This is a genomic window from Defluviimonas salinarum, assembly GCF_026013545.1.
Lineage (GTDB): Bacteria > Pseudomonadota > Alphaproteobacteria > Rhodobacterales > Rhodobacteraceae > Albidovulum > Albidovulum salinarum.
This window is the reverse complement of record NZ_JAPDOG010000006.1, coordinates 80,284-102,725: the sequence shown is the minus strand read 5'-3', so window position 1 is coordinate 102,725 and position 22,442 is coordinate 80,284. Positions and strand designations below refer to the sequence as shown.

Below are 22,442 nucleotides of genomic sequence, written 5' to 3'. Positions count from 1 at the left end.
TTCGAGAAGGTGAAGGCAGCAGCGTGAGGGTTTCATCCGAAGAGGAGCTGGCAGAGGCGGTTCGGGGTGCGTGCGCGCCGCTCACCGTGCGGGGTGGCGGCACGCGGCCCGTCGGCTCGACGGGCGCGGGCGCGGCGCTCGACGTCTCGGGTCTGGCCGGGATCACGCTTTACGAGCCGGGGGCGCTGACGGTCGTCGCGAAGGCGGGCACGCCCTTGGCCGCGCTCGAGGCGGCGCTTGCGGCCGAAGGGCAGCGGCTGGCCTTCGAGCCGGCGGACTGGCGCGGGCTTCTCGGGACCGCCGGGGAACCGACGTTGGGCGGCATGGTGGCCGCGAATGTCTCGGGGCCGCGGCGGGTGCAGGCGGGGGCTTGCCGCGATGCGCTTTTGGGGGTGCGGTTTGTCGACGGGACCGGCGCGGTGGTGAAGAACGGCGGGCGGGTGATGAAGAACGTCACCGGCTATGACCTCGTGAAGCTGATGGCGGGGAGCTGGGGCACTCTCGGCGTGTTGACCGAGGCGGCGTTCAAGGTGCTGCCGGCGCCGGAGGCGGCGGCGACGGTCATCATCGGGGTCGAGGGTGCGGACGCGGCCGTGCGGGTTCTCTCTGCGGCGCTCGGCACGCCCTTTGACGTGACCGGCGCGGCGTACCTGCCGGGCGAGGGCGCGCTGGTGAGGATCGAGGGCTTTGCCGCCTCGGTCGCCTACCGCGCGGAGCGGCTTGCCGCGGCGCTCGGGGCGCATGGGCCGGTCGCGGTCGAGGCGGACGCCGAGCGGGTCGCGGCGCTCTGGTGCCGGGTGAGGGAGGTGGCGCCGTTCCACGGCAAGGCGGGCGACGTCTGGCGGATCTCGGTCCGGCCCTCGGACGCGCCGGGCCTTGTCGCGCGGATCGGCGGCGCGTGGATGCTCGACTGGGGGGGCGGGCTCGTCTGGGCGCTGTTGCCGGAGGGGAGCGACCTGCGCGCGGCGCTCGGCCCGATCCGGGGCCATGCGACGCTGATCCGCGCCGCGGCGGCGACCCGCGCGCGGATCGCGACCTTCGCGCCGGAGCCGGCGGCACTCGCCGCGATCTCGGCGGGGCTGCGCGCCCGGTTCGACCCGCGCGGCATTCTCAATCCGGGGCTGATGGGCTGACCGATGCAGACGCATTTCACCGAAGAGCAGCTGAAGGATCATGGGCTCAAGCGCGCCAACGAGATCCTGCGTGCTTGCGTTCATTGCGGCTTTTGTACTGCGACTTGCCCCACCTACCAAGTCCTCGGCGACGAGCTCGATTCCCCGCGCGGGCGGATCTACCTGATCAAGGAGATGCTGGAGACCGGGCGGCCGGCGGATGAGAAGACCGTAAAGCACATCGACCGTTGCCTGTCGTGCCTTGCCTGCATGACGACCTGTCCCTCGGGCGTGCATTACATGCATCTGATCGACCATGCCCGCGCGCATGTCGAGGCGACCTATCGCCGGCCCTGGCGCGACCGGGCGCTGCGCTGGCTTCTGGCGCGGGTGATCCCGCATCCGGGCCGGTTCCGGCTGGCGCTGGCGGGTGCCCGGCTGGCGCGGCCCGTCGCCGCCTCGTTGCCCGATGCGCGGCTGAGGGCGATGGTGGCGATGGCGCCGGAGCGCGTGCCGCCGGCGAGCCGCAACGACGCGCCGCAGGTCTTCCCGGCGACAGGGGAACGGCGGATGCGGGTCGCGCTGATGACGGGCTGCGCGCAGAAGGCGCTCAACACCGATATCAACGACGCGACGATCCGGCTTCTGAGGCGGCTCGGTTGCGAGGTGGTGGTGGCGAAGGGCGCGGGCTGTTGCGGGGCGCTGACCCATCACATGGGCAAGACCGGCGAGAGCCACGCCTCGGCCGCGGCGAATATTCGCGCCTGGACGGCGGAGAAGCGCGCGGGCGGGCTCGACGCGGTGGTGATCAACACGTCGGGCTGCGGCACGACGGTGAAGGATTACGGGCACATGTTCCGCACCGACCCGCTCGCGGAGGAGGCGGCGGAGATCGCGGGTCTTGCTTGCGATGTGAGCGAGATTCTGGAGCGGATCGGGTTCGCCGGCACGGCGCCCGAGCCCTTGAGAGTCGCCTATCACGCGGCCTGCTCGCTGCAGCATGGCCAGCAGGTGCGGGGGGCGCCCAAGGCGCTCCTCAAGGCGGCGGGGTTCGAGGTCGTCGAGCCGGCCGACGCGCATCTCTGCTGCGGCTCGGCGGGGACCTACAACCTGCTCCAGCCGGAGATTTCGGCGGAACTCAAGCGGCGCAAGGTCGCGACGCTGGAGGCCCGGGCGCCGGACGTGATCGCGGCCGGCAATATCGGCTGCATGATGCAGATCGGTGCCGGGACTGGCGTGCCGGTCGTCCATACGGTGGAGCTTCTGGACTGGGCGAGCGGCGGGCCCCGGCCGCGGGCGCTGGCACGGTAGGGCCGGAGCGGCGCGCCCGGGGAGCGGATCTTCGCCGAAACCCCATGAAATCGGGCGCCGCGGTCCCGCGGGCGCGGCGCCGGGTTGCCCTCGGTCACAAATTTGCCTCAACAGGTGGGTAAATGCGGGATGACGGAGGGGAGACGACATGCGGACCTGGATTGCGGCGCTGTTGGTGGCCGGTTGGCCCCTCGCGGCTCCGGCGGAGGAGGCGGCGGCGCTCCATGCCCTGAACTCGGCGGATGAGACCCGCGGCTGGGAAGCCGTCGGCCGGCTCAATATCGCCGATACCTCGTTTTGCACCGGCGCGCTGATCGCGCCCTCGCTGGTGCTGACGGCCGCGCATTGCCTGGTCGATCAGCGCACGGGCGCGGACATCGATCCCGGCGAGCTGACCTTTCTTGCCGGCTGGCGCAACGGCCGGGCGGCGGCCTATCGCGGCGTGAAGCGAGCGATGGCGCATCCCGACTACGTCTACGAGGGGGAAAACCCGATGGACCGGGTCGCCTATGACCTCGCCCTCCTGGAGCTTGACCAGCCGATCCGGCTGCCCTCGATCCGGCCCTTCGACGTGGGCGCCGATCCGATGCGCGGCGACACGGTGAGCATCGTCTCCTACGCCTTCGACCGGTCCGAGGCGCCGTCGATGCAGGACGCCTGTCTCGTGCTCGGGCGCCAGCCGGGTGTTCTCGTGCTGACCTGCGCGGTCGATTTCGGCTCCTCGGGCGCGCCGATCTTCGCGGTCAAGGATGGTGCCGCGCAGATCGTCTCGGTGGTTTCGGCCAAGGCCGAGATGAACGACAAGCGGGTGGCGCTCGCCACGCAGATGACGCAGCCTTTGACCGAACTGCAGGCGGCCTTCGCCGCGGGGGAAAGCCCGTTCCAGAGGGTCACGCCCGGTCCTGGTGCATCGCCCACGGGCAAGACCGGCTCGGCCGGCGCGAAATTCGTCAAGCCGTGAGGCCGGCGGTGCGGATAATCGGCCTCGTTTCCATTGCCGTCTTGGCGCTCGCGGGGGCGGCGGCGGCCGAGGCACCGCCGCTCAAGCGGCTGACGCTCCGCCAGGATGTGCTCGGCTTCGAGGCCGTGGGCCGGGTCGAGATCGGCGCACAGGGCTATTGCACCGGTGCCCTGATCGCGCCCGACCTCGTCCTGACGGCGGCGCATTGCCTTCGCGGCGGCAGCTCGGGCACGGCGCCGGACATCGCCGGGATGCGTTTTCGCGCCGGGTTGCGCGATGGCGTCGCCGTGGCCGAGAGCGGCGTCGCGCGTGCTGTGGCGCATCCGCGCTACGATCCGGCGAATCCGAAAGACCTCGACAGCGTTCGCCACGATGTCGCGCTGCTCGAGCTTGCCGAACCGATCCCGGCGGCCACCGCCGCGCCCTTCGCGATCGCGCGTCTCGGCAATCAGGTTCGCCAGATCGACGTCGTGTCCTTCGCGACGGGACGCGATGCGGCGCTGTCGTGGCAGGACGGTTGCCGGGTCGTTGGCCGCGACGTGGGGCTCATCGCCTTCGACTGCGATGTCCATTTCGGCTCGTCCGGCGCGCCGGTCTTCGATCGCACGGCCGGCCGGCCGAGGATCGTCGCGATCATCGCGGCGGGCACGCGCGAGGACGGCAAGGTGGTCTCGGTCGGCATGGAACTCGAGGAGCCGGTCGCGGAACTGCGCAGGGCGTTGCGGACCGGACAGGGCGTGATCGTCGCCGGTGGTTCGCGCGGGATCGAGCCGCGCCGGATCCTCCCCGGCGCGAAGGCGGAAACCGGGGCGCGGTTCGTGCGTCCCTGACCCTTGAAAACCGCAAAAAGCCTTCACATGTGATGTTTGCCGGGGTGCCGCTTGAGGGCTCCGGAGTGGCAACCGCCCGTCCCGAGGAGGGAGGGCCAGAAACATCGCTCGATGGAGGATGAGAATGCGAACCTATGATTTTACCCCGCTTTACCGCGCGACCGTCGGATTCGACCGGGTCGCCGACCTGATGGACCGGGTCCTTTCGGCCGACGTGGCCCAGCCGACCTATCCGCCCTACAACATCGAAAAGACCGACGAGAATGCCTACCGCATCTCCATCGCCGTCGCCGGGTTCTCGGGCGATGAGCTGAATGTCGAGGTCAAGGACGGCGCGCTGATCGTCTCGGCCCGCAAGGCCGCCGAGGACGAGGCCAAGACCTACCTGCACCGCGGCATCGCGACCCGCGCGTTCGAGCGCCGCTTCGCGCTGGCCGAGCACGTCAAGGTGACGAACGCGGTGCATGTCGACGGCATGCTGCATGTCGACCTCGTCCGCGAAGTGCCCGAGGCGCTGAAACCGCGCCGGATCGAGATCGCCCGGGGCGATATGGTCGAGGCGAAAGCCGTCGAGAAGAGCGGGGCCTGAGGTCCCGACACGAAGGATGGACAGAGGCGCGCCCTGAAGGGCGCGCCTTTCGTTTGCGCGCGGCTGAGCATAGTCTTTCCCGCATCGCAGAAGGAGAGGCGCACATGTCCAATCCAGACCGTCCCGCGTGCATTGCCCACTGGCAGGAGATCGAGGGCGCCGACCGGCCCTATTACCGCGGCGAAGACGAACGGATGAGCATCGGCGCGCCGTTCGGCCGGCACTTCGGGCTGACCCGCCTCGGGATCCACCACGAACGGTTGCTGCCCGGCCGCCGGACATCATACCCGCACGCCGAGAGCGCCGAGGAAGAGTTCGTCTACGTCATCGACGGCGCACCCGATGTCTGGCTCGATGGCCATCTGCACCGCCTGTCGCCCGGTGACGCGGTCGGGTTCCCGGCCGGGACCGGGCAGTCGCACACCTTCATCAACAACACCGATACAGAGGTACGCCTGCTGGTCGTCGGCGAGGCCTCGAAGCCCGAGAACCGCATCGTCTACCCGCTGAACCCGCAAGAGCGTGACGGGCGCGACGACTGGTGGGACGCCGCTCCGGGCCGGCCGCTGGGGGACCATGACGGGCTGAGCGACAGGGTCCGCGACTGGCGCGCCGGGCGGCGGGCGACGCAGGATTGACCGTGTCGCCGCATCCCGCCGAGGGGTGCCTCGCAGGTGTCAGTGGAGCGGCGGGCCGACGATCTCGATCCGGTGGTCCGCGCAGATGCGGGTGAGTTCGGCCTTCATCGCCTCGGTCGGCACGGCGGGATCGGGCAGGCCTGGCCGGTCGGCAGGGCGGCTTGCCGCGCGGATCATGCGCTCGAAATCATTACCGCTGGTGATGGCGAGGAAATGCGCGCCCTCGGCGCTTTCGACGCGGAAGCTGTGCGGCTTGCCCTTCGGCGCCATCACGGTGCCGCCGGCATCGAGGAAGACATCCGTGCCGTCGATCTGGATCCGGAGCCGTCCCTTCAGCACCACGAAGACCTCGTCCTCGCTGTGGTGGATGTGGAGCGGCGGGCTGTCGCCATGGGGCGCCCATTGCTCGACGACCGACAGGCGGTCCGCGCCAGCCTCGCACGAGACGGGGATCGCGAGGAGGTTGTTCATGAACCAGAAGAGTTCGGTCCCGGAATCCGGGGTGGAGAGCGCATTCATCGTGGGGTCCTTCGCGTCGATGCCGGAAGCGGCGGCAGTTGCAATCTAGCGCGGATTGCTTCATCCATGAAATCGCAAGTCTCTATGCAGCCGATCCATGGGATGGATTTGAACGCACTCGATCTCAATCTGATCCGGGTCTTCGACGCACTCTGGCAGGAGCGCGGCGTGACCCGCGCCGGCGACCGGGTCGGCCTGTCCCAGCCCGCTGTCAGCGCGGCGTTGAACCGCCTGCGCCACGCGCTCGGCGACCAGCTCTTCGTGCGCCGCGGCAACGAGATGGTGCCGACCCCGCGCGCCGAGGAGCTGGCGCCGCGCGCGCGGGCGGCGCTCGCGGAGATCGGCAGGATGCTGGCGCCCGGACCGGCCTTCGATCCGGCGGGGCTGGAGCGGACCTTCACCTTCCTCGGGTCGGATTTCTTCTCGATGCTCCTAATGCCGCGCCTGGCCGAAAGGCTGGGGGAGGAGGCGCCGGGCGTACGGCTCAGGCTGCTCGACAGCGCCCATGGCGACGTGCCGAGACTGTTGCGCGATGACGGCGTCGACATGGCGCTGGAGCAGCCGATCGAGGTGCCCGAGGGCGTGTCGCGCGAGGTCATGTTCCGCGCGCCCTTCGTGATAGTGACGGCGCGGGGCAATCCCGGCGTGGCCGGGCTCGCCGAGGGCGCGCGGATGCCGATGAAGGTCTTCTGCGGGCTCGAACATGCGATCCGGTCGGTCGACGGCAGCATGCGGGGGCGGGTCGATGCGGCGCTGGAGGAGCAGGGCCGGCACCGCCGGGTCACGCTGGCGCTGCCGCATTTCCAGGCGGTGGCGCTCGCGGTCGCGCAGGGGCGCCACCTCGCGGCCCTGCCGGTGCAGTTCGCGCGCGCCGTGCGGGACAGCGTGCCGCTCCGGATCTTCGCGCCGCCGTTCGAGATTCCGGTGCCGGAGATCAGCCTCTACTGGCATGCGCGGCACGATCGCGATCCGGCGCATCGCTGGATGCGGGCGCGGACGCTCGGCCTCGTCGCCGAGCTTGGCTTCCGCGATCTTTGAGGTGGGCCGGCGGAGCGCCCTTGCGGGCGCGAGATATCTGTCGCGCCCGTTAGCCTGCGCAACGGGCGCTCCGCGGCCTCCGGCGGGGGTATTTGGCGCAATGAAGAAGCCTCAGCGCGCGAGGCTTTGCGCCAGCCGCATGAGCTGCACCGCCTCGGCGCGGTAGCCGTAGGGATCGCCCCCCCTGGCGCCGTTGGCAAGCGTGATGGCGTCGTCCCAGCCCCATTGCCCGAGGTATTTCGGGCCGGAGAGGAGCTGGCCCATGCCAGCGATCGCGGCGGCGAAGCGGGCGTCGGGATCAGCCTCGGCGGGCGTGGCGGGGATCGGCGTTTCGATCAGCCGCGAGGTCGCCGTGCCCGGCACCTTGTAGCGCAGCTTGAGAAAGCCAAGCTCGGCGGCGTCGCCGGCCAGTTGCGGTTCGGCGTAGCGCAGGGGGTCGGTCAGCCGCGCCTTGCTGCCGACCGGGGTGATCTCATAGAGCGCGGTCACCTGGTGTCCCGCGCCGATCTCGCCCGCGTCAACCCGGTCGTTGTTGAAATCCTCGCGCGCCAGCGCCCGGGTCTCGTAGCCGATCAGCCGGTATTCGGCGACGGCGGCGGGGTTGAACTCGATCTGGATCTTCACGTCGTCGGCGATGGGGAAGAGGGCGCCGGAAAGCTGGTCGACGAGCACCTTCTGCGCCTCGGCGAGCGTGTCGATATAGGCCGCCGTGCCGTTGCCGTTCTGGGCCAGCGCCTGCATTGTCGCGTCGTCGAGATTGCCGCGGCCGAAGCCGAGGACGGACAGGTAGGTGCCGCTCTCGCGTTTTTGCGCGATGAAGTCCTTCAGCGCCTCGGGATCGTGGATGCCGACGTTGAAATCGCCGTCGGTGGCCAGAAGGATGCGCCCGATCCGGCCCTCCCCGGCCATGCTCTCGGCGGTCCGGTAGGCCAGGCGCAGGCCCTCCGCCCCGGCGGTCGAGCCGCCCGCACCGAGCCGGTCGAGGGCCGCGAGGATCGTGGCGCGGTCGGCGGCGTCGGTGGGTTCCAGCACGAGGCCGGCGGAGCCGGCATAGGTGACGATCGCGATCCGGTCCTCGGGGCGCAGCTCGCCGAGCATCAGCGCGAGCGACTGCTTCAGGAGCGGCAGTTTCTTCGGATCGTCCATCGAACCCGACGTGTCGATCAGGAAGACGAGGTCGAGAGGCGGCCGGTCGTCGGTCGCGGGAAGCTCGCCCTGCAGGCCGATGCGGAGAAGCCGGGTCTCGGCGTTCCACGGCGTCTCGAAGAGGGTCACCGCGGCGCGAAACGGGGCGTCGCCCTCGTCCGGCGCCGGGTAGGCATAGGGGAAGTAGTTCACCATCTCCTCGACCCGCACGGCCTCGGCGGGCGGCAGATACCCATTGGTGAGCGAGGAGCGGAGCACCGCATAGGAGGCCGTGTCGGTGTCGATGGAGAAGGTCGATACCGGCTCCTCGGCCGTGACCTTCAGCGGATTGGGGTCGGCTTCGGGATAGGCCTCGGTGAGCGGCGCCGGTGCCAGCACCGTCTCGGCCTCTGGCAGGACGTAGCCCGCGACATCGCCGGAAGGGGCGGACCGGAACGCTTCCTCGGTCATGATGCCGGTCTGCGCGGTGATCGCCTCGGCCGCTTCTTTCCGCGGCGCGGGCGGCGCGGCCGCTATGGGCATGTCGGCGAGAGCGTCGGCTTCCGGGGCGGCTTTCGGCGTTGGGGCCGCGGCGATCGCCGGCGCGGTGGATTCGAGCGGGGAGGCGGTGCCCGCGTCCCGTCCGACCTCGGGGAAGGATTGCCGCGCGCGGGCCTCGCCGGTCTGGGCTTCGCCGGTCGCCGTGGCGACAGGGGACGGCGCCGAAACGCTCCGCCGCAGTTCGGGGTAGACCGTGATCGCCACACCGATGGCGACGACGGAGGCGGTGGCGGCCAGCGCCGGTCTCGTGGTCAGTCTCGACATCATCTCGCGTACTCCTTTCAGAACACCCGCCCGTGCAGGGCGGTCCTGATTGGGACGCGGCGCTTGCGCGCTTCCTTGGTGGCGGTCGAAATTTTCCATCGCCCGCCGCAGGGCTTCGGCCTTCGCCGCCCCGTCGGGGGCGGGGTGCGACTTCAACGCGGCGCGCAGGCGGTCGAGATCGTCGGTCATAGCATGCCCTCCGCCCGCGCCATCTCGCGCAGGCGTTTCTTCACTTCGCTCATCCGCCAGGCGACCGTGCCTTCGGAGAGCCCGAGCACCTCGGCGGCCTCCTTCTGGCTCAGTTCCTCCCCGAGCGTGAGGGCGACGGTGTCGCGCAGTTCCGGTGTAAGCCGCGCCATTGTCGCGGCGAGCCAGTCCCCAACCTCGGCCGCCTCGGCGATCCCGGCGCGGCGGTTGATCTCCCAGTCGCCCCAGCCGTCGGCGGCCCGCGCATGGGCGGCCATTCGGCGGCGGCGGTCATGCGCGGCATTCACCGTGACCCGGTAGAGCCAGGTCGTGAACCGCGCCTCGCGCCGGTAGCTCCCGAGCTTCGCCGGGAGCGCGAGGCAAATGTCCTGCGCGAGATCCTCGGCCTCGGCCCGGCTGCCGGTCAGGCGGAAGGACAGGCCGTGAAGCCGGTCGTAATGCCGCGCGAGAAGCGCCGCGAAGGCGTCGCGGTCTCCTCCTGCGGCGGCTTCGGCCAGGTCCTCGTCCGGGGTTTGCATGCGCATGACGGAACTATGACGCGGGCGAGGCGTCAATCCTTGGCGGTGGTGGAGAATATTTTTCGCCGAACCGGCGGGGGCAGCCCACTGGGCGCAGGGAGAGCGCGGGTGCCGCGGCTCTGCCAAGGGGCGCAGCGGGCGCGGTCGACATGCGCCCGCCGCTCGGGTGTCTCATCCTGCCGGGAAGCGCGGGCCTCCCGGCCGGGTGGCCTCAGCGCAGAAGCCGGCCGTAGAAGTCGTAGGCGCCGGCCACCGTGGTGAGCTCGGTCGTGCCTTGGGAGTCGCCGGCGAACGCGGTGACGGCACGGTAGGTCATCGGGCCGAACGAGCCGTCGATGCCGCCGTTGTAATAGCCCCACTCGGACAGACGCGCCTGGATGCGCCGGCGGTCCGAGAGCGGATAGCTGTTGAAGGCGCGCGCGGCCGGGGTCGAATAGACGTCCGAGGAGCCGTAGCTCGGCTGTTCGTAGCGCGCGGGCTGCTGGTAGGACGGCTGCGGGTAATAGCTGGACTGCGGCTGCCGGTAGCTGGTCTGCGGCTGCCGATAGCTGGTCTGCGGCTGGTAATAGCCGGTCTGCGAACGGGCCGGCTGCTGAGCCTTGGCGCGCGAGTTCATCAGCAGATAGCCCACCGCCGCCGCCGCGGCGGCGCCCTTGAGCATGTCCTGCTCGCGCTGGCCCCAGGCGCTTGCGGGTGCGGCGGCCGTGGAAGCGATCAGGAGCGCGGCAATGGCGGAGGTGCGGAACTTGTGCAGCATCGAGATTCCCTCGTTGAGATCGAATATGTGGCAGCAATGGAGCCGGCGCGCATGATAGGCAACATCGGGCTTCGGTTATTCGATAACCATCGGCAATTCGGTGCCGAACGCGCCCGTCACGCCTCCGCCCTCCGGGTCGAGGCGGCGCGCCACGCGACGGCCCCGATCGCGATCAGCGCAAGCCCGAACGCCGCCGCCGTGATCCGTGCCGCCGCGAGACCGCCAAGGGGGCTCAGCCCGGCGCCGAAGGCGAGCGCGGTGACGATCAGCGCCAGGGCGGGCACGCGCGGCATGATCCCGGCGAGGAGCCAGGCAGCACCAAGGGCCGCGTAGCCAAGGACCGTGAGCAGGCCGGCCAGCGGAAAGGCCACGGCCACGGCGCCCATCGCGTCGCCGGCGCCGTGATCGGCGATGACCTCGGGATAGTGAAGCGCGAGATAGGGCGCGATCAGCACCTCGTAGTAGTCGAGGCCGAAGATCATCATCATGCCGATAAAGAGCGTCACATAGCCGGCGAGGCCGAGCGCCCCGCTGCGCAGAGCCGTCGCGGCATAGAGCGCGGTCGTGCCGAGCAGGCCGAGCACGAGCGAGAGCGCGAAAAGCGCGTGGATCGCGATCCAGCCCGGGCTGGCGATGGTCTCGGGTGTCATGTGGTGCGGATGCGAGACATAGGAATAGCCGAGCGCCGCACCGGCGACGATCATGCCGGCGGCACCGGCGCGAATGAGCGTTTCACGGGTCATGGTTCTCTCCTGTTCCGGAATGGTCAGATCGTTGCCGTGCGGCGCAGCCGCCGCAGCAAAGCGAGCGCGCCGAACAGCGCGACAAGCGCGGGAAGCCCGACAAGCGCCATCTGCGAGACGGCCGCGAAAGCATTCATGCGCAGACGGATCGCCTGCCGCACCGGCGCTTCGCCGAGATCGACGGCGACCTCCTCCCAGTCGGGCAGGCCGAAGCTCGTCCAGGCGCCGTTCGAATAGCCGTAGGGCTCCTGCGGCAGGCCGAGGAACGGGCGGTTGAGCGCGTCGTCCCCGTCGCGGTCGTGATGGGCGATGATCGCGTAACGGCCGGGCGGCAGGTCGTCCGCCTGCCACTCGGCGCGACCGGCGCGGATCGGGACCGAGGCGATCCGCGCGACCGGGATCTCGCCGAGATAACCGGCCTCGCCTTCCATCACGACGATCCGCGCGAGGCCGGTGTCGTCGCCGAATCCGGTGATGGTGACGTCGATTTCGGCGGCCGCGGCAGCGCCGGTGCCGAGTGCTGCGATCAGGGGGCAGAGCGCAAGCTTCTGTTTCACATGATGTCCTTTCGTCCGTGTGGATGCCGGTTGCGATGTCGGCAGCTCTGGCGTCCTCGCCCGGTCCGTTCCTGCCGGCTTTCGTGATCCGGCACGGTTGTTTCGCCAATCCCGCCGGTGGTACGCTTCGCGAAGCGTGAACCGTACCGACCCCTCTCCCCGATCCGGAGCGCAACGGATCCTCGCCAGCGTCTCCCTGCGCTACCTGATCGCGATTCTCTCGACGGCGGCCTTCATGGTTTGGCAGGCCGGGGACGCGGTGCGCGCGGGGGAAGACCTGCGCGGGCTGACGCTGTTCTGGACCGCCTCGGTCACACTCGGCTGGCTGCAGATGATCCTGATCGCGCGGGGGGTGCGCGCGTCCTTCGGGGCCGGAAACTGGCCGGGCTGGGCGCTGCTTCTGGCCTCGGCCTTTCTCGGGGCGGTGCCGCTGACGTTCCAGGTTCGCTGGCTGATGGAAACGATCGTCGCGCCCGAAGCCGGATTGCCGGCGCCCTGGGTCACCTATCTCAACGTGGTGGTCATCAACACCGTCTTCTCGGTGATCCAGTACGTTCTGATCGAGCGCTGGCCCGTCCTCGGCACCGCGCAGCCGAGCGCGGCGCCAGACCCCAGCCCCACGATGCCGACGCTGCCGACCGTCGGCATGCTGAGGCGGCGGCCCGACGGGCTGACGGGTGTGATCCGGTACCTGCAGATGGAGGATCACTACCTCCGGGTGCACACGGACGCGGGCGACGGCCTCGTGCTGCACCGCATGAGCGACGCGGTCGAGGACCTCGCCGGGTGCGAAGGCTTGCAGGTCCACCGGTCCTGGTGGGTGTCGCGCGCCGCTGTCGCAGACACGCTCCTGGAAAACCGCAAGCGCTCGCTCGTCGCGACCGATGGGACCGTGATCCCGGTCGGGCGGTCGTTCGAGAAGACACTCCGTGCGGCGGGCTGGTTCTGACCGCTCAGCGTATCATTCGGGCAGACCGGCGACGGCCAGCCCGTCCCTGAGCCGCGCCGCGTCGCGCGGGCGCTGGAACGGATAGGCTTCGAGCAGGGTCGTGATGCGCAGACCCGGATCGCTCAGGCGGAGCCGTTCGACGACCTGCCGCGCGTCCTTGACCCGGCCGGACCGGGCGAGCGCCGCGGCGAGGATGCAATGCGCGACCTGGTAGCTCGGCCGCAGCCGGATCGAGCTTTCCGCCCAATGCACGGCCTCCTCGTCCCGCCCGGCGAAGAAATGGGTGCAGGCCATCGCCCCGTGGGTCGTCGCGGCATGGGGGTCGTGCGGGCTGAGGCGGATCGCGCGGGAAAGGTCCGCGATTGCCTCCTCCGGCCGGCCCGCCCAGGCATTGATCCAGCCGCTGAACCCCCAGGCCATCGCGAGATTGGGATTGAGCTCCAGCCCGCGCGCGATCAGCGACCCGCCGCCACCGATGTCGCCGCAAACGAATGCAAGGCCGAGCCCCGCCGTCGCGAGCGCGACGGCATCCCCGCCGCCCGTCGCGATCGCCCGCGCCGCAAGGTCGCGGACCGCGCGCTTCTCAGCGGCGGGATCGGTGACCCAGCCGCAGGCCTTGCGCTGCGAATGGCAGCGCACCGCCATTCCGTAGGCGGCGGCGAAATCCGGGTCGCGCTTAACCGCCTCGCCGAACATCGCGATGGCCGTCGCGTTGCCGTCCCGCGTCCACAGGTGCACCGAGGAGAGCCCGCGCAGGTAATAGTCGTAGGCATCGAGCCGGGCGGTCGGCTTCTGTGTCGCCCGGTCGATCTCGGCCTCCTCGATCCGGGGCGCGATCTCGCCGACGACGCGGGCGGTGATCCGGCCCTGCAGGTCGAATATGTCGCTCATGACCCCGTCGAAGCCGTCGGCCCAGAGCTGCAGGCCGGTCCCGGCGTCGACGAGCCGGGCGGTGATCCGCACCTGATCGGCCGCCCGGCGCAGGCTGCCTTCTAGGACGTAGCGCACCCCCTGCTCGCGGGCGATCTGCTTCACGTCGATGGCGCGGCCGCGATAGGTGAAGCTGGAACTGCGGGCGATCACGAACAGCCAGCGGATGCGCGACAGCGCCGTGATGATCTCCTCGACGATCCCGTCGGCGAAGTAATCCTGATCGGGATCGCCCGAGAGATTGGCGAACGGCAGCACCGCGATCGACGGGCGGTCGGGCAGCGGCGGGTAGGGCGCCGCGGCACCCGGTGCCCGGCCGGCACCGGTGCGGATCTCGGCCTCAAGCGCCACGGTGTCGCCGTCCGGCTCGGTCTGCACCTCCTCGGCCAGCCGGTCGCGCAGCTCGGCGCAGAGCCGCAGCGCCGCCGCGCGTTCGCCCTGCGCGGCGTGGAGCCGCATCAGGGCGCGCGCAGCGTCCTCGCGCAGGGGATCGAGCGCGAGCAGCCGCATCGCGGCGGACCGGGTGGCCTCCGCGTCGCCCCGAGCTTCGGCCGAGGTCATGAGACGGGCGGCCAGCGTCTCGGCCATGGCCCGGAATTCAAGCCGTCCCTGCCGCAGCCAGTCGTCGAAAGCCGGATCGCGCACCGCGATCCCGTCGAGAAGGTCGCCGCGATAGAGGGCGAGACCCTCGGCCCCGACGGTTTCGTCCTCCGCGGTGGCGAGGCGTTGGAATGCGACGGCGTCGACCGCCAGCCGCGTGAGATCAAGCCTTACCGAGTGACGGTCGCTGTCGAGAAGCCCCGGCGCGAGCGGATCAAGCACCCGGCGCAGCCCTGCCAGAGCGTGTTTCAGGCTGTCGCGTGCCTGCGGCGCGGCGCGGTCGCTCCACAGGAGTGCCGCGATCTGGTCGTGGCCGAGGCGGCCATCGGGGGCCAGCGCGAGCGCCGCGAGCAGGGCGCGCGGCTTGGCACCGGCCGGGGCGCAGTCGCCGCCGGTCGTGTCGGTGAGGGCGAAACCTCCAAGAATCGAAAGGGTTGCCTCGGCCACGGTGCGATTTCCCCTTCTACAGTGCCGAATTCCCGATCGTTTCCCGCCGCGTTCCCGTCCGGCTCCCGCATCCGGGCGCATGCTGGGTTTCACAGATGGCACAGGCCCTCACGATAACAGGAGACGACGCGATGCTCAGCAAAAACACATCCCCCCGCGAAACCGATCAGATGACGCAAATTCCGGTCCTGCCGTGGGAAATCGTCGCGAACGGTGCGAAGAGCCACGGGGCCGAACGGATGCCCGGGGCGCAACGGTCGGTCTATCGCCTGATCTGCGCGCTCGGAGCGTTCCGGGACTGGCTCGGTTCCGGGAACGCGTCGAGACCGGCCTTCCGCAGCCCGTCGCGCAAGTGGTCCTCGTCGGCCGGATCGGAATAGACGAACAGCAACCGCCAGTAATCCCTGTCGCCGGCCGGCGCGAGCGCGGCAAGCTGTTGCCGCACCGGTTCGACCTCCGGGCTGCCGAGCTGTCCGAGGCTTGCGAGGATGACCAGCGCGATGAACGGCTGGCGCCGGAGCGCGAAGGCCTTCCGGGAAAACTCCAGCGCCCTGCCGTAGTCGCGAAGGTGGTAATGCGCGAGGCCGATGCGGCTCAGGAACAGATAGGTCAGGGGATCGCGCGGGCTGAGGCGGAGCGCGGTCTCGAGCGGATCGAGCGCCTCGGCGAAGCGGCCGTTGGCGATGCGTGTCCAGCCAAGCGCGTTCTGAGCCAGAGCCAGGTTCGGATTGAGGTCGGCCGCGCGTTCCGCCGCGGCCAGCGCCTCGACCGGGCGTTCATCCATCAGGCAGGCGAGGCTCATCGCGTAGTGCGAATAGCCATCCCCCTCTTCCAGCGAAACGGCCTTCTCCGCCGCCGCCATCAGCTCGGCGCGGTCGCGGGCGATGTCGTCGCTGAAGCCGAAGAGGCTCCGGGCATAGAGCGCCCGCGCGAGGACCATGTAGGCGCGCGCGAGGCCGGGGTCGAGCTCGATAGCGCGGCGCTGCCAGTGGAGCGCCTGCGCGAAATCCTCTGCATCCTGCTGCCGGTTGTGAAACCACATGCCCTTCATGTGGCAGTCATAGGCGGCCAGCTGCCCGGCGGAGCGGTCGAGCGCACGGCGGGATTCGCCAACCAGAAGCTCCGGCTCGATGGCGCCGACGATCCGGCGCGTCAACTCGTCCTGAATGACGAAGATGTCGGTCAGGTCGCGGTCGTAGTGGTCGCCCCAGAGCTGGATTCCGGTGTCCGCCTCGATCAGCGCGGCCGAGAGCCGGATGCGGCTCCCGGCGCGCCGCAGGCTGCCGGTGGCGACGTAGCGAACACCGAGTTTCTGGCCGATCTCTGCGATCGGCATTTCGCTGTTGCGGAAGGCGAAGCTCGAGTTGCGGTTGATCACGAAGAACCAGCGGTACCGCGAGAGCGCGTTGATGAGGTCCTCCACGACGCCGTCAGCGAAGTAGGCTTGGTCCTGGTCGTTTTGGAGGGTGTGAAAGGGAAGCACCGCGATGGACGGGCGGTCGGGCAGCGGCAGGCCGGCCGGGGCGACGCTGGCGGCGATCCGACTCTCGCGGATCGCGGTGCCAAGGGCTTCGGTCTCGGAGGAGGGCTCGATCTGCAGGTCGGCTGCGAGCCGTTCGCGCAATTCCTCGAGGCACCGGAGCGCGGCTGCCCGCTCGCCAGCCTCGGCGTGCAGGCGCATGAGCGCGCGCACCGCGTCCTCGCGCAGCGGATCGAGACCGAGGAGCCGCGTGGCGGCCTCGCGGACCGCCGCGTCATCCGCTCCGGCCTCCGCATCGGCGAGAAGCAAGGCCGCCGTCGACTCCGCGAGCGTAGCGTAGGTGGCCCGCTCCTGCCTGAGCCAGTCGTCGAAGGCCGGGTCGCGCACGCTGACGCCGTGGAGAAGCTCACCGCCGTAGAGTTCCAGCGCCCGTGATTTCGCCTGCGGGTCCGCGGCGCCGGCGAGGGCCTTGAACTCGCCCGCATCGACGGCGATCCGATTCAGATCGAGCCGCACCGACTGGCGGTCGACCTCCAGCGCGTCCAGCCCGGCGGCGGCGAGGCGGCGGCGGAGGTCGGCAAGCGCGTGCTTGAGGCTGTCGCGCGCCTGCGGCGCGGCGCGGTCGCTCCACAGGAGCGCGGCGATCTGGTCATGGCCGAGCCGCCCGTCCGGCGCGAGCGCCAGCACGGCGAGCAGTCCGACGGGCTTTGCGCCGGGGATCTCGCAGGTCGTGCCCCGTGCGTCCCGAAGGCTGAAACCGCCCAGTAGTGTCAGACGTGCCTCGGCCAAGGGTACATCTCCGATATCGTCCGCGAGGCCGACCAACAGGCCTCTGAGGACACGATAACAGCAGATGAGCCGCCGCTCACACAAAACGAAACCGGCCGCAGGATCTGCATCCCGCGGCCGGTCCCGGTCGTTGCTGTCGCCTCAGACGGAGAGGCAGATGTATTTCATCTCGAGGTAGTCCTCGACGCCGTGATGGCTACCCTCGCGGCCGAGGCCGGATTGCTTGACGCCGCCGAACGGTGCCACCTCGGTGGAGATGAGGCCGGTGTTCACGCCCACCATGCCATATTCCAGCGCCTCCTGGACCCGCGTGATGCGGCCGATGTCGCGGGCGTAGAAGTAGCTCGCAAGCCCGAAGATCGTGTTGTTGGCATGCGCGATCACTTCTTCCTCGGTCTCGAACCGGAACAGGGGCGCGAGCGGGCCGAAGGTCTCCTCGGTCGAGACCTTCATGTCCGGAGTGATGCCGGTGACGACCGTCGGCTCGAAGAACGTGCCGCCGAGCGCGTGGCGCTGGCCGCCAGTCACGACCTGCCCGCCACCGGCGAGCGCGTCGGCGATATGCTCCTCGACCTTCTCGACCGCCGCCTCGTTGATCAGGGGGCCGGTGGTGACGCCGTCCTTCAACCCGTCGCCGACGTTGAGCTTCTTTACCGCCGCCGCGAGCTTTTCGGCGAAGGCGTCATAGACGCCGGCCTGCACATAGATGCGGTTGGCGCAGACGCAGGTCTGGCCGTTGTTGCGGAACTTCGAGATCATCGCGCCCTCGACCGCCTTGTCGAGATCGGCGTCGTCGAACACGATGAAGGGCGCGTTGCCGCCAAGCTCCATCGAGCACTTCATCACCTGGTCGGCGGCCTGGCGCAGGAGGATCCGGCCGACCTCGGTCGAGCCGGTGAAGGTGAGCTTGCGCACGATCGGGTTCTCGCAGAACTCCTTGCCGATGTCCGACGACCGCTTCGAGGTGATGACCGAGAAAAGCCCCGCCGGAACCCCGGCGCGTTCCGCGAGCACCGCCATGGCGAGCGCCGACAAGGGCGTCTCGGCCGCCGGCCGCGCGACGAAGCCGCAGCCCACCGCGAGCGCCGGGGCCACTTTCCGGGCGATCATCGCGTTCGGGAAGTTCCACGGCGTGATCGAGGCCGCGACCCCGATCGGCTGCTTGATCACCGTAATGCGCTTGTCGGGCTGGTGGCCGGGGATCGTCTCGCCATAGACCCGCTTGGCTTCCTCGGCGAACCACTCGACGAAGGAAGCGCCATAGAGGATCTCGCCCTTGGCCTCGGCCAGCGGCTTGCCCATCTCGGCGGTCAGGATCGCGCCGAGATCGTCGGCATTGGCGACCATCAGGTCGTGCCACTTGCGCAGAACGCCGGCGCGCTCCTTGCCGGTGCGGGCGGCCCAGGCCTTGCGCGCCGCATCGGCGGCGGCGATCGCCCGGGCGGTCTCCTTGCGGGAAAGATCGGGCACGGTGCAGATCACGTCGCCGCGTGCCGGGTTGGTGATTTCGAACGTTGCGCCGTCGTCGGCGTCGATCCATTCTCCGGCGACATAGGCCTGCGTGGCCAGAAGCGACGGGTCTTTCAAGAGCGACCGGAGGTCGGTGACGGAATCGAGCATGGAATCCCCCTGTATTGGCAATTTGATCAAATGCACGAGACCGGCACGAAAGTCCAGCGTCCTGCCGGGTAGCGGTGGTTGCACATGAGATATGACGACGCTTACGCGAATGCAAAGTTTATCCCCGGCGGCGCCGATTACCCGCCGCGCTGGGCAAAAGGCGCGGCGACGTTCCGCGCGGCACTCGGGCAGCGAGCGCGGCTCGGGCTGCGCTACGGCCCCGCCGAAGCCGGCTGGTTCGATCTTTTCTTGCCTGATGCGGAGCCTCTGGGGCTGATGGTTTTCGTTCATGGCGGCTATTGGCTGGCCTTCGGGCCGCGCGACTTCTCGCATCTCGCCTCCGGCGCGCTGGCGCGCGGCTGGGCCTGCGCGATGCCCGCCTACACGCTCGCGCCCAAGGCACGGATTTCGGAAATGACCGCCGAGATCGCGGCCGCGCTGCCAATGATGGCTGGTGCGGTGGCGGGCCCCGTGGTCCTCACCGGCCACTCGGCGGGCGGGCATCTCGTGGCGCGCATGGCTTCCGCCGATGCCGCGCTGCCGGTGGTCGAGCGACTCACCCGGATCGTGCCGATCTCGCCGCTCGCCGATCTGCGGCCGTTGATCGAGACCGCGATGAACGCCGATCTGCGGCTCGATCCAGCCGAAGCCCGGGACGAGAGCCCGGCGCTTCACCCGCGCCGCCCCGGGACCAGCGTTCATGTCTGGGTCGGTGGCGACGAGCGCCCGGCCTTCCTCGACCAGGCGCGCAGGCTCGGCAATGCCTGGGCCTGCCCGGTGACGATCGAGCCGAAGCGCCACCATTTCGACGTCATCGAGGGGCTCGAGCCCCCCGACAGCCCGCTGATGGCGGCGCTTCTCGGTTAGGGGGCGAACTTCTGCCGCCAGCTCGGCAGGAGGTCGCCCGGACGCGCTTCCGCCGCATGGACACCCCGGGCGATGGCGCGGGCGAGGCAGCATGCGGCGGCATGGCCAAGCGCGAAGAGGTCGGCGACCGGATCGGCGAGCGGCCGCGCCCCGGTTGCCGCCGCGAAGACCAGATCGCCGTCAAGGAGCGTATGCGCGGGCACGATCGCCCGCGCCATGCCGTCATGCGCCGCCACCGCCACCCGATGCGCCTGGGCCCGGTCGAGCACGGCATCGGTGGCGACGATGGCGATCGTGGTGGCCTCACCGGGGCGCTTCGCGGGCACCGGCTCGGCGCCGGGCGCGAACACGCCGGGCAGACCGAGCCCGCCATATTCCGCGCCCATCTCCCAGGGCGCCGCCCAGAACTGCGGCCCGCCCCCCACCGTCACCGCGCCGAGCGCGTTGACCGCGACCAGCGCGCCCACCGTGACGCCATTGTCGAGCACCGCCGAGGCCGAGCCGAGCCCGCCCTTCAGCCCGTGCACGGTGGCCCCGGTCCCAGCGCCAGCAGTGCCGAGCGCGAACTCCGCCCGTGCGGCGTCCAGCGCCGCTCGGCCGAGCCGCCGGTAGGGATCCTCGGCCCAGTCCTTGTCGCCGCCATTCAGAAGGTCGAAGAGGATCGCCCCCGGCACGATCGGCACCCGCGCCTCGCCCACGGCAAAGCCACGACCTGCCATACGGAGCCCGTCCGCGACGCCCGAACAGGCATCGAGTCCGAAGGCCGAGCCGCCGGACAGGACCAGCGCGTCGACCTCGCTCACCAGCCGGTCGGGCGCAAGCAGGTCGGTCTCGCGCGTGCCGGGGGCACCCCCCATCACATGCACCGCCGCGACGAAGGGCCGCGCGCCCAAAAGCACGGTCGCGCCCGAGCGAAGCCCGTGGTCCTCGGAATTGCCGACCAAAAGCCCCGCGACATCGGTGATCAGGTTGCGCGCACCCGGCCGCATCAGATCCGCTCCTTGACCGCCGCCGTCGCCGGATCGCCGGTATTGGGCGTGTTCCGCGGCTCGATCAGCAGCACCTGCGCCTCGCGCTCCGCCCGTGGCCGGTGGCGCACTCCCTTCGGCACGACGAACAGCTCACCCGGACCCAGCCGATGGGTCTCCTCCTCGACATCGAGGAGCACCTCGCCCGCGAGAACCAGGAACAGGTCGTCGGTGTCGGGATGTTCATGGAACGGAAACTCGCCCTGGAACTTCACCACCATGATGTCGTTGCCATTGTAGTCCGCCACGACCTTCGGCTGCCAATGCGCATCGAACTGCGCGAGCTTCTCCGCGAGATTGACAACCTTCATGCCCCCATCCCTTCTTCTTTTCCGAAATATCCCGGGGGTCCGGGGGCAGCGCCCCCGGCTCCGCGCTCAGATGCAGCGCCCGCCATCCACCTCGAGCGCCACACCGGTGATCATCGCCGCCTCGTCCGAACAGAGAAAGCACGCCGCATTGCCCATGTCCTCGGGTGTCGAGAACCGCCCGATCGGGATCGTGGAAAGGAACTTCGCCCGCATCTCCGGCGTGTCCTCGCCAAGAATGCTCTTCAGAAGCGGCGTCTCGCCGGCGACCGGGCAGATCGCGTTGACCCGTACGCCGGTCGGTGCCAGCTCGACCGCCATCGTCTTCGTCGCGGTGATCATCCAGCCCTTCGAGGCGTTGTACCAGTTGAGCCGCGGCCGGGGCGAAAGCCCGGCGGTCGAGGCGACGTTGAGGATTGCGCCCGCACCGTGTGCCTTCATCGCCGGGACCAGCGCGCGGGCGGTCAGGTAGACCGCCTTGCAGTTCACCGCGAAGACCCGGTCGAAATCGGCTTCGCTCACTTCTTCGAGCGGACTCGGCAGATGCGTCACCCCGGCGTTGTTGACGAGGATGTCGACCGCGCCGAAGGCTTGCGCCGCGGTCGCGGCCATCTCCGCCACGCTCTCGGCCGAGGCGACGTCGACGCGCCGGGCGATGCCGCCGATCTCGGCCGCGATAGCCTCGGCGGCCGTCGAGTTGATGTCGGCCACCATCACTCGCGCGCCCTCGGCCGCGAACTTTCGCGCGATTCCCGCTCCGAAGCCCGATCCCGCGCCGGTCACGATCGCCGTCTTGCCTTCGAGTCGCATAGCCGCCCTCCCGCCATCCAGCCTGCCGATTGCGTGCGTGAACTCAACCGCCATCTTGAGGCATCGCCGCCTCAAGGCGGTCGCGCAGAGCAGGAAAGGCCGCCTCGAGATCGGCTAGGGCGAGCGGCTGGCCCTGGGGATCGACCGCCACGATTTCGTCCCACGTGCCGATCACGATCGCGACCGGCCGTTTGTCACCCGCGGCACCCAGAGCGCCGGGCAGGCGCCATCCGTGTGCGCCCGTCTCGCAGAGCGCGGCAACGACGATGCCGCCAAGGCGGCGTGGCGGATCGAGGCGGAGTGTCATCGCCGCACCACGAATACGTCCCAGCCGAAGCGAAGCACCGGCCCGAGAAGGGCGATCGGGGTCAGGTACAATGCCACCTCCGCCTGCCCGGCGAGGCTTGGCCCGGTGAAGTCGGGACGCAGGTCGAGCGCGACCCGGGGCGGCCGCGGGGCATGGATAAGCAGCGCCAGCCAGCCATAAAGCTGCCCGGTCTCGGCCGGATCTGTGAGGCCGAACACGCCCGTGACCGCGACCCGGTCGAGATGGACCCGCCGCAGCACCCCGCCGAGCAGACGGGGCGCGGCGCGGACCATCCGCAGCGCGCGGCCACGCCCGCCGGCGTCGGGCTTCCGGCGCCTCTTGCGTCCCGGCGCTGCCGCCGAGGGGCGGCCGGGTGCGGGTCGGGGCTTGCGCCCTCCGGTGCTGTCGAAGACCGGCAGGGCCGGCGTCAGCCCGGCGACGAGCCGTGCTTCGGCCCTGAACCGCAGCGCTGCGCCCGCCTCGGCCCGGAGCCTGAGATGGACGGGCAGGGCGATCACCGCGAGAAGGGCGAGACCCGAAAGCAGTAGCAAGCCCCAGAGAAGGGCAGTCATCGCCC

At 70.1% G+C, this 22,442-nt stretch carries 23 protein-coding genes; 9 read left to right on the top strand and 14 right to left on the bottom strand.

The features are described from left to right. Positions 1–23 precede the first annotated feature (23 nt). From OM960_RS08705 to OM960_RS08680, 6 genes are all read left to right on the top strand, one after another. The gene (locus OM960_RS08705) at positions 24–1,133 is read left to right on the top strand and encodes an FAD-binding protein (RefSeq protein ID WP_264771699.1); all 1,110 of its coding nucleotides are present in this window, start codon (positions 24–26) and stop codon (positions 1,131–1,133) included. A gap of 3 nt (positions 1,134–1,136) precedes the next feature. Continuing rightward, entirely contained in the window at positions 1,137–2,423 is a 1,287-nt protein-coding gene (glcF, locus tag OM960_RS08700; protein WP_264771698.1) for a glycolate oxidase subunit GlcF, read from the top strand. Between the two features lie 148 nt (positions 2,424–2,571). Continuing rightward, the gene (locus OM960_RS08695; RefSeq protein WP_264771697.1) at positions 2,572–3,384 is read left to right on the top strand and encodes a trypsin-like serine protease; all 813 of its coding nucleotides are present in this window, start codon (positions 2,572–2,574) and stop codon (positions 3,382–3,384) included. Beyond that, a complete protein-coding gene (locus OM960_RS08690; protein WP_264771696.1) occupies positions 3,381–4,214 on the top strand; it encodes a trypsin-like serine peptidase in 834 nt (277 codons plus the stop codon). The genes OM960_RS08695 and OM960_RS08690 overlap by 4 nt, the downstream gene beginning before the upstream one ends. 124 nt (positions 4,215–4,338) lie before the next feature. After that, positions 4,339–4,803 (top strand): Hsp20 family protein, encoded by a 465-nt coding sequence (locus OM960_RS08685; RefSeq protein ID WP_264771695.1) that lies wholly within the window; start codon positions 4,339–4,341, stop codon positions 4,801–4,803. 104 nt (positions 4,804–4,907) lie between these two features. After that, positions 4,908–5,441: a cupin domain-containing protein gene (locus OM960_RS08680; RefSeq protein ID WP_263334028.1), complete on the top strand. Its 534-nt coding sequence runs from the start codon at positions 4,908–4,910 to the stop codon at positions 5,439–5,441. A 39-nt stretch (positions 5,442–5,480) separates the two neighbouring features. Here OM960_RS08680 and OM960_RS08675 read toward each other — a convergent pair whose 3' ends face one another. Further along, positions 5,481–5,960: a cupin domain-containing protein gene (locus OM960_RS08675; RefSeq protein WP_264771694.1), complete on the bottom strand. Its 480-nt coding sequence runs from the start codon at positions 5,958–5,960 to the stop codon at positions 5,481–5,483. A 102-nt stretch (positions 5,961–6,062) separates the two neighbouring features. Here OM960_RS08675 and OM960_RS08670 point away from each other — a divergent pair, with 102 nt between their 5' ends. Beyond that, entirely contained in the window at positions 6,063–6,998 is a 936-nt protein-coding gene (locus OM960_RS08670; protein ID WP_264771693.1) for a LysR family transcriptional regulator, read from the top strand. 111 nt (positions 6,999–7,109) lie between these two features. Here the strand turns inward: OM960_RS08670 and OM960_RS08665 are convergent, their stop codons facing one another. The 5 genes from OM960_RS08665 to OM960_RS08645 all read right to left on the bottom strand — a co-directional run bounded on the left by OM960_RS08665 (position 7,110) and on the right by OM960_RS08645 (position 11,730). Further along, on the bottom strand, positions 7,110–9,137 hold the full coding sequence (locus OM960_RS08665; protein WP_264771692.1) for a vWA domain-containing protein: 2,028 nt from the start codon (positions 9,135–9,137) through the stop codon (positions 7,110–7,112). Continuing rightward, complete coding sequence (locus OM960_RS08660; RefSeq protein WP_264771762.1) at positions 9,134–9,673, bottom strand: RNA polymerase sigma factor; 540 nt, start codon at positions 9,671–9,673, stop codon at positions 9,134–9,136. Before OM960_RS08660 ends, OM960_RS08665 begins: the two co-directional genes overlap by 4 nt. A gap of 211 nt (positions 9,674–9,884) precedes the next feature. Then, entirely contained in the window at positions 9,885–10,430 is a 546-nt protein-coding gene (locus OM960_RS08655) for a peptidoglycan-binding domain-containing protein (protein ID WP_263334022.1), read from the bottom strand. Positions 10,431–10,546: 116 nt separating this feature from the next. Then, the gene (locus tag OM960_RS08650; RefSeq protein ID WP_264771691.1) at positions 10,547–11,173 is read right to left on the bottom strand and encodes a hypothetical protein; all 627 of its coding nucleotides are present in this window, start codon (positions 11,171–11,173) and stop codon (positions 10,547–10,549) included. Between the two features lie 23 nt (positions 11,174–11,196). Further along, positions 11,197–11,730 carry a DUF2141 domain-containing protein gene (locus OM960_RS08645; RefSeq protein WP_264771690.1) on the bottom strand — a complete coding sequence of 178 codons (534 nt, stop codon included), beginning with the start codon at positions 11,728–11,730 and terminating at the stop codon, positions 11,197–11,199. A 136-nt stretch (positions 11,731–11,866) separates the two neighbouring features. Between OM960_RS08645 and OM960_RS25525 the strand changes: the two genes are divergently transcribed. Continuing rightward, entirely contained in the window at positions 11,867–12,679 is an 813-nt protein-coding gene (locus OM960_RS25525) for a LytTR family DNA-binding domain-containing protein (protein ID WP_264771689.1), read from the top strand. Positions 12,680–12,691: 12 nt separating this feature from the next. Here OM960_RS25525 and OM960_RS08635 read toward each other — a convergent pair whose 3' ends face one another. The 3 genes from OM960_RS08635 to OM960_RS08625 form a co-directional block, all read right to left on the bottom strand. Then, positions 12,692–14,656 carry a BTAD domain-containing putative transcriptional regulator gene (locus OM960_RS08635; RefSeq protein WP_264771688.1) on the bottom strand — a complete coding sequence of 655 codons (1,965 nt, stop codon included), beginning with the start codon at positions 14,654–14,656 and terminating at the stop codon, positions 12,692–12,694. 262 nt (positions 14,657–14,918) lie between these two features. Continuing rightward, entirely contained in the window at positions 14,919–16,925 is a 2,007-nt protein-coding gene (locus OM960_RS08630; RefSeq protein WP_264771687.1) for a BTAD domain-containing putative transcriptional regulator, read from the bottom strand. Between the two features lie 141 nt (positions 16,926–17,066). Further along, positions 17,067–18,545 carry an NAD-dependent succinate-semialdehyde dehydrogenase gene (locus OM960_RS08625; RefSeq protein WP_264771686.1) on the bottom strand — a complete coding sequence of 493 codons (1,479 nt, stop codon included), beginning with the start codon at positions 18,543–18,545 and terminating at the stop codon, positions 17,067–17,069. An 84-nt stretch (positions 18,546–18,629) separates the two neighbouring features. Between OM960_RS08625 and OM960_RS08620 the strand changes: the two genes are divergently transcribed. Further along, entirely contained in the window at positions 18,630–19,412 is a 783-nt protein-coding gene (locus OM960_RS08620) for an alpha/beta hydrolase (RefSeq protein ID WP_264771685.1), read from the top strand. On the opposite strand, the gene OM960_RS08615 is transcribed toward OM960_RS08620, so the two are convergent. The 5 genes from OM960_RS08615 to OM960_RS08595 all read right to left on the bottom strand — a co-directional run bounded on the left by OM960_RS08615 (position 19,409) and on the right by OM960_RS08595 (position 22,437). Further along, positions 19,409–20,401 carry a P1 family peptidase gene (locus tag OM960_RS08615; RefSeq protein ID WP_264771684.1) on the bottom strand — a complete coding sequence of 331 codons (993 nt, stop codon included), beginning with the start codon at positions 20,399–20,401 and terminating at the stop codon, positions 19,409–19,411. The genes OM960_RS08620 and OM960_RS08615 overlap by 4 nt on opposite strands. Continuing rightward, complete coding sequence (locus OM960_RS08610) at positions 20,401–20,751, bottom strand: cupin domain-containing protein (protein WP_263334006.1); 351 nt, start codon at positions 20,749–20,751, stop codon at positions 20,401–20,403. Before OM960_RS08610 ends, OM960_RS08615 begins: the two co-directional genes overlap by 1 nt. A gap of 66 nt (positions 20,752–20,817) precedes the next feature. After that, on the bottom strand, positions 20,818–21,558 hold the full coding sequence (locus OM960_RS08605; RefSeq protein WP_264771683.1) for a glucose 1-dehydrogenase: 741 nt from the start codon (positions 21,556–21,558) through the stop codon (positions 20,818–20,820). Positions 21,559–21,601: 43 nt separating this feature from the next. Continuing rightward, positions 21,602–21,865 (bottom strand): hypothetical protein, encoded by a 264-nt coding sequence (locus OM960_RS08600; protein ID WP_264771682.1) that lies wholly within the window; start codon positions 21,863–21,865, stop codon positions 21,602–21,604. Further along, positions 21,862–22,437 (bottom strand): hypothetical protein, encoded by a 576-nt coding sequence (locus OM960_RS08595; RefSeq protein ID WP_264771681.1) that lies wholly within the window; start codon positions 22,435–22,437, stop codon positions 21,862–21,864. Before OM960_RS08595 ends, OM960_RS08600 begins: the two co-directional genes overlap by 4 nt. Positions 22,438–22,442: the final 5 nt, after the last annotated feature.

Bases quoted from the DNA above. Each gene is read 5' to 3' on its own strand.
- glcF (WP_264771698.1), top strand. From the start codon at position 1,137: ATGCAGACGCATTTCACCGAAGAGCAGCTGAAGGATCATGGGCTCAAG.
- OM960_RS08685 (WP_264771695.1), top strand. From the start codon at position 4,339: ATGCGAACCTATGATTTTACCCCGCTTTACCGCGCGACCGTCGGATTC.
- OM960_RS08655 (WP_263334022.1), bottom strand. From the start codon at position 10,430: ATGCTGCACAAGTTCCGCACCTCCGCCATTGCCGCGCTCCTGATCGCT.
- OM960_RS08610 (WP_263334006.1), bottom strand. From the start codon at position 20,751: ATGAAGGTTGTCAATCTCGCGGAGAAGCTCGCGCAGTTCGATGCGCAT.
- OM960_RS08600 (WP_264771682.1), bottom strand. From the start codon at position 21,865: ATGACACTCCGCCTCGATCCGCCACGCCGCCTTGGCGGCATCGTCGTT.
- OM960_RS08670 (WP_264771693.1), top strand. From the start codon at position 6,063: ATGGATTTGAACGCACTCGATCTCAATCTGATCCGGGTCTTCGACGCA.
- OM960_RS08650 (WP_264771691.1), bottom strand. From the start codon at position 11,173: ATGACCCGTGAAACGCTCATTCGCGCCGGTGCCGCCGGCATGATCGTC.
- OM960_RS08675 (WP_264771694.1), bottom strand. From the start codon at position 5,960: ATGAATGCGCTCTCCACCCCGGATTCCGGGACCGAACTCTTCTGGTTC.
- OM960_RS08605 (WP_264771683.1), bottom strand. From the start codon at position 21,558: ATGCGACTCGAAGGCAAGACGGCGATCGTGACCGGCGCGGGATCGGGC.
- OM960_RS08660 (WP_264771762.1), bottom strand. From the start codon at position 9,673: ATGCAAACCCCGGACGAGGACCTGGCCGAAGCCGCCGCAGGAGGAGAC.
- OM960_RS08595 (WP_264771681.1), bottom strand. From the start codon at position 22,437: ATGACTGCCCTTCTCTGGGGCTTGCTACTGCTTTCGGGTCTCGCCCTT.
- OM960_RS08695 (WP_264771697.1), top strand. From the start codon at position 2,572: ATGCGGACCTGGATTGCGGCGCTGTTGGTGGCCGGTTGGCCCCTCGCG.
- OM960_RS08620 (WP_264771685.1), top strand. From the start codon at position 18,630: ATGAGATATGACGACGCTTACGCGAATGCAAAGTTTATCCCCGGCGGC.
- OM960_RS08665 (WP_264771692.1), bottom strand. From the start codon at position 9,137: ATGACCGACGATCTCGACCGCCTGCGCGCCGCGTTGAAGTCGCACCCC.
- OM960_RS08680 (WP_263334028.1), top strand. From the start codon at position 4,908: ATGTCCAATCCAGACCGTCCCGCGTGCATTGCCCACTGGCAGGAGATC.
- OM960_RS08615 (WP_264771684.1), bottom strand. From the start codon at position 20,401: ATGCGGCCGGGTGCGCGCAACCTGATCACCGATGTCGCGGGGCTTTTG.
- OM960_RS08625 (WP_264771686.1), bottom strand. From the start codon at position 18,545: ATGCTCGATTCCGTCACCGACCTCCGGTCGCTCTTGAAAGACCCGTCG.